Here is a 12,127-nt window from a genome sequence, read left to right on the forward strand (position 1 = left end):
TTCGGCGGTCTCGACCGGGTCGCCCAGGAACACGACATGATCACCCACCAGGTGGTGGTGGCGTGGATCATGCGCACCGGTCGCGCGGCGCCCTGGCAGGTCGAGCCGGTCGACGTGCTGACCGGCACGCCGGTCTCGTTCTACCCCTCCGGCAGCCACCTCGTCCCCGCCCTGGTCGGCGCGCTGGGGCCGGGCGCGGTACCCGGGTTGAACGCGCTCACGGTCGTCTACCTCGCCGTCTGCTGGGTGCTCTCGGTCGCCGTGCTGACCGCCGTCGCGGCGCGCCGGCTGCGCGCCGGGACCGGTGCCGCGTGGCTCGCCGCCGGTGTCGCGGGCGTCGTGGCCCCGGCGCTCTACCGGCCGGCGTTCCAGCTGATGCACGACGGCGGCATCTACGCGACGGCCGTCGCGCTCGCACTGGCACCGGGGCTCGTCGCCGCGCTGCTGCTGGCCGGCGGAGAGCGCCGGGTGCGTACCGCCGTCGCGCTCGGTGTGGGGGCCGCGGGAATCGTGGCGACCTATCCCGGCGCCGCGATGACGGTCGGGCTCAGCACGGCCGCCTGGCTGGCCGGGGACCTCGTGGCCCGCGACGGCTGGGTGCGGCTGCGCCGTTCGGTACCGGTGCTGCTCGGCGCAGGGGTGGTCGCCGGGGTGCTGGCGCTGCCGCTGGTGCTGCGCGCCGGCGGATCGGTGTCCGGGGTCGCATCGTTCAGCCCGGACTCCTCGCCGGCGGCGTTCGGCGACGCGCTGGGCAGCGCGCTCGGGCTCGGCTACGGCGGCTACCTGGACCCGCAGCGCACGACCGGGCAGATCGGTCTGACGGTGCTGTACCTGGCCGGGGTGCTGGTCGTGGTCCGGACGCGGCGGGGGCTCGGGCCGGTGCTGGCCTGGGCGGTCTGGGTCTCGGTCGTGGTGGCCGCGTTCATCAGCCCGGGCGTGGGCCTGCAGGCGCAGGTCACCGGCTTCTTCTACAACGCGTTGCTGCGGGTCTGGTCGCACGTGTCGCTGTTCGTGCCGACGTTCGCCGGGCTCGCCGTGGCGCTGGTCGTGACCGAGGCGGTGCGACGGACGCGGCGCGTGTTCCCGCGCGCGGTGCGGGCCTGGCCGGTCGCCTCGGCTCTGGTGCTCGTGGCCGGGATCGTGCTGCTCGCGGGGCCGGTGCACACCGCCACCACCACCAGCACCCGTAGCGTCGCCGAGCGCTACGCGACGCCCGAGTTCAACCGTGTCTCCGGGTCCGACCTCGCTGCGGTGGACTTCCTGCGCGGACGCGTCGCGCCCGGCGAGCGGGTGCTGAACTCGGCCAACGACGGGTCGACGTTCCTCTATGTCGCGGCCGGGATCCCGATCGTCAACGTGACCTCGCTGGGCAACGGCAGCGCGCCCTGGACGTTCGGGCTGCTGGCGTCGTTCAACCGCTACCCGACCGATCCGGCGGTGCGCGCGGAGCTGGAGCGGCTCGACGTCGGCTGGGTCTACGTCGACTCCGCCGCGCCCGGGATCGGCGCGAGCGGAGCCCCGTTCGGCTGGTTCGACCGGAGCAGGCCGTTCACCACCGCGCCGGGCCTGACCGGCCTGGACGGACTCCCCGGCCTGACCCTCGCCCACCGCGACGGCACGGTGTCGGTCTACCGCCTCGACCTCACCCGCCTAGCCCCGCCCGGCTGAGCCGCCGGTTCGCACCTCGCACAAGTTCCGGTGCCCTCGCACAGGTTCTGCCCTGTGCGAGGACACACCGACCTGTGCGAAGTCGGGCTCAGGGAGCCGGGGTGAGCTCCTGCTGGACGGTGCGCAGGGTGGCGGTCAGCGCGGTGAGGGCCTCGGTCGTCTCGTCGGCGGTGAGGGTCATCGGCGGGGCGATGCGCAGGACGTTGCCGTGCAGGCCGCCCTTGCCGACCAGGATCCCGTTCTCCCGGGCCAGCGCCAGGGCGCGGCCTGCGGCGGGGGCGTCCGGCTCCCCGGCCGGCCCGACCAGCTCGACCCCGATCATCAGACCCTTGCCGCGCACGTCCCCGACCACCGGCAGCTCCAGCGCACGCAGGCCGGAGAGCAGCTCGTCGCCGCGGGCGGCACAGTTGGCCTGCAGGTCGTGGTCGAGCAGGTAGGTCAGCGCGGCGTGCGCGCCCGCCGTCGACAGCGGGTTGCCGCCGAACGTCGAGATGGAGTTGGCCGCCAGGCAGTCCATCAGCCCGGCGCGGGCGACGACGCCGCCGATCGTCAGGCCGTTGCCGAGGCCCTTGGCGAACGTCATCGCGTCCGGGGTGACGCCGTGCGCCTGGATGCCCCAGAAGTGCTCGCCGGTGCGGCCCCAGCCGGTCTGCACCTCGTCGGCGATCAGCAGGATGCCGCGCTGCGAGAGTTCCTTGGCGAACGCGCCGAACAGCCCGTCCGGCGGGGTGGCGAAACCGCCGACGCCCTGGATCGGCTCGGCGATCATGCACGCGACGTCGCCGGAGGTCGTGGTGTCCAGCACGTCGACCAGGTCCTCGACGCAGGCGGCGACGTAGTCGGCGTCGGAGAGGTGCCGGAACGGGCTGCGGTAGCGGTAGCCGCCGTGCACGTAGGAGACCTGCACCGGGGACAACGCCGATGCGGACCAGCTGCGGTTGCCGGTGACGGCCATCGAGGCGAACCCACGGCCGTGGTAGCTGTTGCGCAGCGCCAGCACCTGCGAGCTGCGCCGGTACTCGGTGGCCAGCAGCAGCGCGGCCTCGTTGGCCTCGGTGCCCGAGCAGGTGAAGAACACCTTCGCGTCGTCGATCCCGGACAGCGCGGCGATCTTCTCGGCCAGCTCGACCTGCTTGCGGATCAAATACAGCGTCGAGGTGTGCAGGACACCCGTGTCGACCTGCGACCGGATGGCGTCCGAGATCTCCGGGATGTCGTAGCCGATCCCGTTGGTCAGGATCCCGGCGAACAGGTCCAGGTAGGTGCGCCCGTCGGACGCGGTGACCCGCCGCCCGGAGCCGGAGACGATCTCCATCGGCTCGTCGTAGTAGAGCGCCATCCAGGACGGCAGGACGGCGCGGTGACGCGCGAGGAGGTCATCCGGAGAATTCGGCACACCGGAGTGCCTACACGTCTCAGGCGTAGACGGCCAGCGTCAGCATCGCCACCCAGACGACGGCGAGAACCTGCAGGACCCGGTCCCCGAGCGCGATCTCCTCCGGCTCGCCGCCGGTGCCGCGGTCGACGTCGACCGAGTAGCGCAGGACCGCGATCACGAACGGCACGATCGAGATCACCGACCAGATCGTGTTGTTCTGCGTCTCGCGGATCTCGAACGCCCACAGGCTGTAGGTCGTGATCATGACCGTGGCCGACAGCGACCAGATGTAGCGCAGGTAGGACGAGGAGTAGCTCTCCAGCGACTTGCGGATCTTCGCGCCGGTGCTCTCGGCGACCATCATCTCGGCGTAGCGCTTGCCGGCCACCATGAACAACGAGCCGAACCCGGCGACCAGCAGGAACCACTGCGAGAGCGCGATCCCGGTCGCGACACCGCCGGCGATCGAGCGCAGCAGGAAGCCGCTCGCGACGATGCAGATGTCGAGCACCGGCTGGTGCTTGAGCCAGATGCAGTAGGCGAGCTGCACGACGACGTAGACGGCGAGCACCACGACGAGCTGCCAGGTCGTCAGCAGGCTCAGCGCGATCGCGCCGAGGAACAGCACCGCGGCGACGCCGTAGGCCAGCGGCACCGGCACGATCCCGGCCGCGATCGGGCGCTTGCACTTGGTCGGGTGCACCCGGTCGGACTCGACGTCGAGCGCGTCGTTGACCAGGTAGACCCCGGACGCGGCGAGCGAGAACGCGGCGAACGCGATCAGGCAGTTGACCAGTACCGGTCCGCCGAACAGCCCACCGCCGACGAACGGCGCAGCGAAGACCAGGACGTTCTTGACCCACTGTCGCGGGCGCATCGTCTTGAGCACGCCCCGCGCGGTGCCCATCGGCTTGCGGTCGGGGGCCTCGTCGACCTTCGGGGTCGAGTCGGTGCTGGTCATGAGTCTGCCTTCCCGGTGCTGCGGCCGGTCCGCACGCGGCTCGTCAGGGAGTTCGTCAGAGAGTTCGTCGGGGGCTTCGTGGCGCGGCGGCGCAGCCACCGGCGGGAGCCGAGGGCGATGGCGGCCCCCAGCGCGGAGCCGAGCGCGACGTCGCTCGGGTAGTGCACGCCCAGCACCAGCCGGGACACCGCCATGGCGGGTACCAGCACCGGTGTCACCGGGCGGCCGAGCAGGCCGCCGTAGAGCACCGCGGCGGCGGTGGTGGAGGTGGCGTGCGAGGACGGGAAGCTCAGCCGGCTCGGCGTCCCCACCAGGACCCGCACCGACGGGTGCTGCGGACGGCGGCGGCGGACGACCCGCTTGACGCCGATCGAGGTTCCGTGCGCGAGCGCGACGGCCGCGGCGGAGCCGAGCCACTCCCGCCTGCGGGGCCGGTCGAGCGCGGCGCCGACCAGCCCGATCGCCAGCCAGCCCGCGGCGTGCTCGCCGAACAGCGACATCCCGCGGGCGGCCGCCACGACGGGCGGGTGCGCGACGGCGCGCTGCACTGCCCCCAGCAGGGCGAGCTCACCGGCGGGGGCCGGGTCGGTCCCCGCTCGGCCGGGCGCGCCCGGGTCGGACGCGCCGTCCGGCACGTGCGGACCGGGGCGGTCCAGGATCTCGGCCACGGGGTGGGCCCTCCACGACGCTCGTGCTCGTCGGTGTTCGACGCCGGCGTGCCCGCGGAGTGCGGGCGATGACAGCCGGTCATGCTACGCGCGGCGACGGCCCGGCTCCGGACGGGGCTGCCCGTCCGAAGTGTCCGGCCGGGACGCCGCGGACGCCCGTGCGGCCTAGAACCAGCGCTCGAGAACCTCGGCCAGCCCGTGTCGGGTGTTGGGTGCGGTGACCTCGTCGGCCAGGGCGAGCAGCTCCGGGTGCGCGTTGCCCATGGCCACCCCGCGCCCGGCCCAGCGGAGCATCTCGCGGTCGTTGGGCATGTCACCGAACGCGACGACGTCGGACGCGTCGACACCGGCGCGGGCGGCGACCTCGGCCAGCCCGCTCGCCTTCGTGACGCCGGGTGCCGCGGCCTCGATCAGCCCGCCGGGGTGCGAGAACGTCAGGTCGGCGAGGCCCTCGACGCGCGGCCCGAGACGCTCTCGCATCTGGTCGCTGGACAGCTCCGGTGCGCGGACGAGCAGCTTGGTGACCGGGTGGGCGAGCAGCTCGTCGCGGGTGGCGGGCCCGGCGTCGGACTCGCCCCAGGCGTGCACGTACGCGGGGTCGGCCAGGAACTCGTCGGCGCCGCCGGTCTCGGAGTTGCCGACCCGCTCCACGCCCAGGCCGCAACCCGGGAACAGCTCCGCGGCGATGGCGGCGACGGTGCGCACGGCGTCCGGGTCGAGGGTGTGCGCGGCGAGCACGGCGTCGTCGACCGCGTCGTAGAGCACCGCGCCGTTCGCGCACACGCACAGCCGGACCAGGCCGGCCGGCAGCCGGGCCACGATCGGCGGGATCCAGCGCGGCGGACGTCCGGTGACGAGCACGAACCCGGCGCCGGCGGCGACCGCGCGGGAGATCGCAGAGACGGTGCGCTCGGAGATGGCGTGGTCGTCGTCGAGCAGGGTGCCGTCGACGTCGGTGGCGACCAACCGGGGAGCGCCCGTGTGGTGCGGCGCCTCGGGCGCGTCCGGCGAGATCACGACCACCACCCTACGGGCGGCGCGGACCCGTCGGCCGAGAGCGCAGCGGAACGAGCATCGACACGGTTACGCTCGGGGAGTGCGCGTGCTGGTGGTCTCGGCCCCGATGACCGGGCATCTGCTGCCTCTGCTCCCGCTGGCCGAGGCGCTCTGGGACTCCGGGCACGAGGTGCTCCTGGCCAGCGGCGGCGAGGCGCTGGAGGCCGACACCGGCAGCCTCCCGGTGATCGACGTGGCCCGGAACCTGCGGTTCGGCCGGATCGCCGCCGCCGCGATGGTGACCCACCCGGTCACCGCGCGCGCCGAGCTGGCCGGGCGCGGCGGCGACCGCGGGGTGCGCCGGCTGTTCGGGCCGGTGAACGAGGAGCTGGCCGACGCGCTGGTCACCGTTGTCGCGCAGTGGCGCCCGGACGTCGTGATCCACGAGCCGCTCGCGGCCGCCGGGGCGCTGGCCGCCGCGCGACACGACGTCCCGGCCGTGCTGCAGGAGAACAACCTGTACGCGGGCGCGGGCCTGGTCGAGGCGACCGTCGGCGCGCGGACGATGCAGCGGGCGATGTGGCGGCACGGGATGACCGCGCTGCCCGCGCCCGCCCTGACGCTGACCATCGCGCCGCCGAGCCTCGTCGGGCTCCGCGACGGGCTGCCGATGCGCCCGGTCGACACCGGGCACCGCCGCCGCGGCGACACCGACGTGCCCGGCTGGCTGCGCGCGCCGTCGGACCGTCCGCGCGTGCTGGTGACCCGGACGACGGTCGCCGGCCCCGGCCGCGGCGACCCGATGGCCGCCGCCGTGCGTGCCGCGGACGGCGTGGACTGCGAGCTCGTGCTGGTCCGGCCCTCGGCCAAGGTGGCCCGCAGGGTCGGGCCCGGGGTGCGGACGGTCGGCTGGGTGCCGCTGCCCGACGTGCTGCCCGGCTGCGCGGGCGTCGTGCACCACGGCGGGGCCGGGACGGTGCTCGCCGCCCTGTCCGCGGGGATCCCGCAGCTGGCCGTGCCCGGCGCGGGCGACCGCAGGCACAACGCCGAGCTGGTCGACGCCCGGGGTGCGGGGATCGCGGGCGAGGTCACCGCGGACGCCCTGGGCCGGCTGGTGCATGACGGCGAGCTGGCCGCCACCGCCCGCGCCGTGCGCACCGAGATCGAGGCCATGCCCCCGCCCCAGGCCCGGGTGGACGCCATCACCGCACTCGGTTGAGGCGCGCCCGATCCGTGATCGGCGTTGCGGGACAGGCAGCTGGAACCGCGGGGACTGACCACGCTGCCGGGCGGGTAGTCGCCGGTCATGAGTGCCGACGACCGCACCGTCTCCGCCCTGCTGGACACGGCCGGGCAGACCTACGCCGCCGAGGCCGGGATCACGCTCGAGGACAAGCCCGCCCCGCTCTACCGGCTGCTCGTGCTGGCCACGCTGCTCTCCACGCGGATCAAGGCCGAGCTCGCCGTCGACGCCGCGCACGAGCTCGTCTCCTCCGGGATGGGCACCCCGGAGAAGATGCGCGACGCCTCCTGGCAGGACCGGGTGGACGCGCTCGGGCGCGCGCACTACCGCCGCTACGACGAGCAGACCGCGACCGCGCTGGGCGAGGCCGCCGAGCTGTTGCTCGACCGGTACCGCGGCGACCTGCGTCGGCTGCGCGAGGAGGCCGGCGGCGACCCGAAGAAGATCCGGGAGCTGCTCACCGCGTTCCCCCGGCTCGGGCCGGTCGGCGCGGACATCTTCGCCCGCGAGGCCCAGGCCGTGTGGCCCGAGCTGCGCCCGGCCCTCGACGGCAAGGCGCTCGACGGCGCGGAGCGCGTGGGCCTGCCCCGGGACGGGAATGAGCTGGCCGAGCTCGTCGAGGGCGACCGGCTGGCCGAGCTCGCCGCTGCGCTGACCCGCGTGGCGCTGGACAAGGACGTGGCCGGCCAGGTCCTCGGTTCGTGACCTCCCCGCCCCGGACCTTCGGGGCGTCGGGCAACCGTCGAGATGAACATGACAGGGACTCCGACGCCCGCCGGCCCCTGTCACGTCCCGCTCGACCGCGACGTCCGGTCTCACGGGGCTGTCACCGGCGCGGCTACAGGACGGCGACGGCGACGATCAGGCCCAGCGCCACGTGCGCGGCGGCCACGACGTTCGCGGCGGCGCGGCGCTCCTCGGACTGGATGACCTCGCCGATGTCGATCCGGGTCACCCACTCCAGCAGCCGCACGGCGGCGACCTGGGCGATGATCCCGACCAGGCCGAAGATCAGCGACGACAGGATGCCCTCGAGCAGCGAGCCGGACGAGGAGTAGATCGCGACCACGATGATGAACGCCATCGACAGCATCCCGGCCGCGGTGATCGTCACCGCGTTCGGCAGGCCGGCGCGGACCATCTGCGGGAGCTTGCCCGGCGTGGTCAGGTCGATCGCCCAGAAGCCGAGCAGCATCAGCAGCACGCCGATCACGGCGTAGAGCAGGATCGCGCCGACACCGCGGCCGACGAAGCTCCAGTAGATCGCGTCCTGCGCCAGCACCGTGGTCGTCACGGGGAACCTCCGAGATAAGGGGAGCGGTCCGGGCGGATCGTGGGGATTCGTCCGGTTCGAAACGGGTGTGCGGGTACCGGGGGTGGAGCGGGTGCGACCTACTCGGGGATGCGGTGCGGGACGAACGCGGCGCCGTCGTCGGTGATCAGGCCGGCCGTCTCCCGGATACCGAGGCCGGCGGCGGTGTCGCCGACGACCCAGGCGCCCAGGGCCGGGCGGAAGCCGTCGAACTCGGGCAGCGGGGCGAAGAGCTGGTAGACGAAGCCCTCCTCGCCGTACACCCCGCCGGTCGCGACCTCGCTGCCCGGCGAGACGACCGTGATGTTCGCGCCCTCGCGCCCGAGCAGCGGCTTCTTGACGTACTCGGTGAGCATCCCGGGGTCACGCAGGTAGGCGGGCAGCAGGTTCGGGTGCCCCGGGTACATCTCCCAGAGCACCGCCAGCAGCGCCTTGTTCGACAGCAGCGTCTTCCACAGCGGCTCCAGCCAGAGCGTGTCCGGCAGGCTGCGCGACACGTGCTTGCCGAACTCGTCGCCGAGGATCCACTCCCAGGGATAGAGCTTGAAGGCCCCCGCGATCGGGGCCTCCTCGAGGTCGACGAACCGGTCCAGCGCCGAGTCCCAGCCGACGTCCTCGATCGCCAGGCCGATGGTGTCCAGGCCGGCCTCGGCGGCGGTCTCCTGCAGGTAGCCGACCGTGATGTGGTCCTCACCGGAGGAGTCCGCACCGGACCAGGTGAAGTGCACCTCGGCGCTGGGCAGCGACGCCTTGATCCCGCTCCAGCGCTCGACCAGCTTCTCGTGCAGCGAGTTCCACTGGTCGTCGTCGCCGTGGACGTCCTGCAGCCAGTTCCACTGCAGGATCGACGCCTCGAGCAGCGAGGTCGGGGTGTCCGCGTTGTACTCGAGCATCTTGGCCGGCCCGGACCCGTCGTAGCGCAGGTCGAACCGTCCGTAGACGTGCGGGTCGTGCCGTTTCCAGGAGGCCCCGACGGCCTCCCAGCACCACTCCGGCAGGCCGAAGTCGGCGTAGCGCTCGGTCGTCACGACGTGGTCGACGGCGTCCAGGCACATCGAGTGCAGCACCTCGACGTCCGCCTCCAGGGACAGGACCTCGTCCATCTCGAACACGTAGTGCACGGACTCGTCCCAGTACGGACGGCTGTTGCGCCCCGCCGCGTCCCGGCCGGGGATCCCGAACACCAGGCCCTGGTCGGCGACCGTCTTCTCCCACCCCGGACGGGGGGTGCCCTTCTCGCGCCGCATGGTGGTGTCGTCAGCTCCCGCTGCTGGAACCGCTGGAACCGCTGCCGGCCTTGCTGCCACCGCTGTTCACGCCGAGGCCGCCGCGGGAGATCGTGCTGCCCGAGGTGCCGCTCTTCACGGTCGCGCCCCGCGGCGGGGCCGAGACGTTCCCGCCGGTCGCGACCTGGCCGAGGCCACCGGAGCCGCCGTAGTTGTAGTGGTACTGCCGCCCGCCGCCGCCGAGGAAGATCGGGACGAACGCGAACCCGCCGCCGCCGTTGTTGACGTTGCCGTTGCCGGCCGCCTGCTGGCAGTTGGCGTCGTCGACGACGACGTTGTTCGCGTCGGTGCAGCGCGCCTCGACCTCCTCGCCGCTCGACGAGGCCGCGTAGACGGCCGCGATCAGCGCGACCACGCCGACGGTCGCGCCACCGCCGATCAGCAGCTTCTTGTTCTTCTTGCTGCGCGCCTCCTTGAGGCGCACCGCCTCGCGGTCGGAGCGGATCTTCTGCTCGCGCGCGCGGCGCTCGGCCAGCGTGGGCTCGCGCGGCGCGGTGTTCTCGTCCTGGCGCCGCATCCGCCCGGGTGTCGTCGGCGTCTCGTCCGTCGCGCCGTCGTCCGGGCCGCCGGGCTGCCCGGGCCCCCCGGACCCGTCGCCCGCCGCGTGTCGTCCGTCGTCGGTCATGGCTCACCCCCATACGCACCGTACCGGCTCCCGAACCCGTCACCTGGGCTCATTCCTCCGACCAACGGTATCCATTTCACAACGTCTCGGCCACGGCGGCCGTCGTTCGCAGCACGCGGCCGACCGACCGCCGCGCCACAGGCACGCCCGGGTGAATCCGCTGTGGAACGCACGGCATCATGGACGTCGTCATGGACCCCGTCTCCCCACATGGCGCCGCTCCCCCCCGTCGCCGCCACGCCTCTCCGGCCGGCCCCGGTGATCCCGGGTCGACCGCGGTCGTCGGCGCCTACGACGGGTACGACGGCCGCTACGGCCGCACCGCCGTCGTGCCGGACCCGGCGACCGGCGCGCCCGCCGGGCTGGCCCGTGCAGACCGGCGCACCCCCGTCCGTCCGGGGCGGCGGGGCCGGGACGCCACCACCTCCACCGCACGTCGGATCGGCGTGGGGATCCTGGTTGGCGCGTTCCTGATGCTGGCCGTGGCGTCGCTGGACTCCTTCCTCGGCGCGCAGGTCCCGGTCCTCGGGTCGTTCGCGTCCTCCGGGGCGGGCGGGCCCGGCGCGGCCCCGGCCGCCGACGAACCGCCGCCGATGCCGCCGCCGCCGGACACCGCGGGGGTCTGCCTGAACTGGAGCCGCCCGGACGCCGTGGACACCGCGGCCGTCGACTGCGCGCGACCGCACCTGTTCGAGCAGGCCGGCAACGTCAAGCTGCTCGACCAGCCCGCGTTCCCGAGCGACCAGGGCTGGCAGAAGCTCGTCGCCGAGCGCTGCACCCCTGTGGTCAACGGCTACCTCAAGAACAAGTTCGACCCGGACGGCAAGTTCCGGGTCGGTGCGCTCAAGCCGTCGCAGGCGCGCTGGGACGGCGGCGACCGGGGCATGCGGTGCGGCCTGCAGTCCGCGTCGCGGTCCGGGACGATGACCCCGATCAGCGGCAAGGTCGCGGCGCAGGACCAGTCCGCCGTGGTGCCCGCCGGGACCTGCCTGGGCATCGACGGCCGCACCGTCGGCGACCCGGTGGACTGCGCGAAGCCGCACGCCGTGGAGTCGGTCGGCGTCGTCGACCTTGGCACGCAGTTCAAGGAGGACATGCCCTCGGTCGAGGACCAGGACGGCTTCCTGCAGCCGGCCTGCCAGAAGGCCGCGGACACGTTCGCCGGCAGCAACAAGGCGGCGATCGCCCAGAACAAGCTCACCGTCTACTGGGACAACCTCTCCGAGCCGTCCTGGAAGGCCGGCAGCCGCAAGGTCAACTGCAACCTCGCCACGCTGCTGCCCGACGGCAGCGGGTTCGCCGCGATCACCGGCTCGGTGAAGGGCAAGCTCAGCGTCAGCGGCCAGCCCGCACCGCCTGCCGGGTCCGCGACGCCGGCGCCGGGTGCGCCGGACGGGTCCGCCACCTCGGGAACCCCGCCGACGGTCGGTACCGCCCCGACCTCGGGTGCCGCACCGCCGGGTGACGGGGGCGCCTCGGGTGGCCCGGTCGCACCGGCGACGCCGGCGCCGGGCCTGCCGAACATCCCGCCCGGCCTGCCCGGACTGGCGCCCTGACACGTGCGCACGCCATGAGTGTGCCGATGACGCCGGCGCGTTTCGAGGAGCTGGTCTCGGACGCCCTGGACCAGGTCCCGGAGGGTCTGACGGCGCGGATGGACAACGTCGTGGTGCTGATCGAGCCCCGCCACCCCGAGGACCCCGAGCTGCTCGGGCTCTACGAGGGCGTCGCGCTGACCGAGCGCAGCAGCGACTACGGCGGCGAGCTCCCGGACCGGATCACGATCTACCGCGACGCCGTGCTCGAGATGTGCGAGGACGAGGAGCACGTCGTCGACGAGGTCGCGATCACGGTGGTGCACGAGATCGCGCACCACTTCGGGATCGCCGAGGAGCGCCTGCACGAGCTGGGCTGGGGCTGAGCGCGTAGCCTGCGGAGCCGCGCATCAACACCGAGCGCGCAGCCTGCGGAGCCGCGCATCAACACCGAG

General features: G+C 73.7%; 12 protein-coding genes. 5 read left to right on the top strand and 7 right to left on the bottom strand.

Features of this window, described 5'->3' with window-relative positions:
- The coding region (locus tag I4I78_RS22600) for a DUF6541 family protein (RefSeq protein WP_218613473.1) at window positions 1–1,668 on the top strand (1,668 nt) is incomplete at its 5' end.
- Between the two features lie 88 nt (window positions 1,669–1,756).
- On the opposite strand, the gene I4I78_RS22605 is transcribed toward I4I78_RS22600, so the two are convergent.
- The 4 genes from I4I78_RS22605 to I4I78_RS22620 all read right to left on the bottom strand — a co-directional run bounded on the left by I4I78_RS22605 (window position 1,757) and on the right by I4I78_RS22620 (window position 5,692).
- On the bottom strand, window positions 1,757–3,007 hold the full coding sequence (locus I4I78_RS22605) for an aspartate aminotransferase family protein (protein WP_218613482.1): 1,251 nt from the start codon (window positions 3,005–3,007) through the stop codon (window positions 1,757–1,759).
- Window positions 3,008–3,083: 76 nt separating this feature from the next.
- The gene (locus tag I4I78_RS22610) at window positions 3,084–4,007 is read right to left on the bottom strand and encodes a decaprenyl-phosphate phosphoribosyltransferase (RefSeq protein ID WP_218613474.1); all 924 of its coding nucleotides are present in this window, start codon (window positions 4,005–4,007) and stop codon (window positions 3,084–3,086) included.
- Window positions 4,004–4,642, bottom strand: coding sequence for a phosphatase PAP2 family protein (locus I4I78_RS22615; RefSeq protein ID WP_374225893.1), 639 nt, complete (start codon window positions 4,640–4,642; stop codon window positions 4,004–4,006). Before I4I78_RS22615 ends, I4I78_RS22610 begins: the two co-directional genes overlap by 4 nt.
- 198 nt (window positions 4,643–4,840) lie before the next feature.
- Window positions 4,841–5,692 (bottom strand): HAD family hydrolase, encoded by an 852-nt coding sequence (locus I4I78_RS22620; RefSeq protein ID WP_308252296.1) that lies wholly within the window; start codon window positions 5,690–5,692, stop codon window positions 4,841–4,843.
- A 79-nt stretch (window positions 5,693–5,771) separates the two neighbouring features.
- Between I4I78_RS22620 and I4I78_RS22625 the strand changes: the two genes are divergently transcribed.
- Window positions 5,772–6,890 (top strand): glycosyltransferase, encoded by a 1,119-nt coding sequence (locus I4I78_RS22625; RefSeq protein WP_218613475.1) that lies wholly within the window; start codon window positions 5,772–5,774, stop codon window positions 6,888–6,890.
- A gap of 87 nt (window positions 6,891–6,977) precedes the next feature.
- Complete coding sequence (locus I4I78_RS22630) at window positions 6,978–7,619, top strand: endonuclease (RefSeq protein ID WP_218613476.1); 642 nt, start codon at window positions 6,978–6,980, stop codon at window positions 7,617–7,619.
- 133 nt (window positions 7,620–7,752) lie between these two features.
- Here the strand turns inward: I4I78_RS22630 and I4I78_RS22635 are convergent, their stop codons facing one another.
- The 3 genes from I4I78_RS22635 to I4I78_RS22645 form a co-directional block, all read right to left on the bottom strand.
- Entirely contained in the window at window positions 7,753–8,208 is a 456-nt protein-coding gene (locus I4I78_RS22635) for a DUF350 domain-containing protein (protein WP_218613477.1), read from the bottom strand.
- A 98-nt stretch (window positions 8,209–8,306) separates the two neighbouring features.
- Entirely contained in the window at window positions 8,307–9,473 is a 1,167-nt protein-coding gene (locus I4I78_RS22640) for a glutathionylspermidine synthase family protein (protein WP_218613478.1), read from the bottom strand.
- A 10-nt stretch (window positions 9,474–9,483) separates the two neighbouring features.
- Complete coding sequence (locus I4I78_RS22645; protein ID WP_218613479.1) at window positions 9,484–10,137, bottom strand: hypothetical protein; 654 nt, start codon at window positions 10,135–10,137, stop codon at window positions 9,484–9,486.
- A gap of 191 nt (window positions 10,138–10,328) precedes the next feature.
- Between I4I78_RS22645 and I4I78_RS22650 the strand changes: the two genes are divergently transcribed.
- Window positions 10,329–11,693, top strand: coding sequence for a septum formation family protein (locus I4I78_RS22650; RefSeq protein WP_218613480.1), 1,365 nt, complete (start codon window positions 10,329–10,331; stop codon window positions 11,691–11,693).
- 14 nt (window positions 11,694–11,707) lie between these two features.
- Complete coding sequence (locus I4I78_RS22655; RefSeq protein ID WP_218613481.1) at window positions 11,708–12,058, top strand: metallopeptidase family protein; 351 nt, start codon at window positions 11,708–11,710, stop codon at window positions 12,056–12,058.
- Window positions 12,059–12,127 lie beyond the last annotated feature (69 nt).

It is taken from the genome of Pseudonocardia sp. KRD291, from assembly GCF_019263595.1.
Classification (GTDB): Bacteria; Actinomycetota; Actinomycetes; order Mycobacteriales; family Pseudonocardiaceae; genus Pseudonocardia.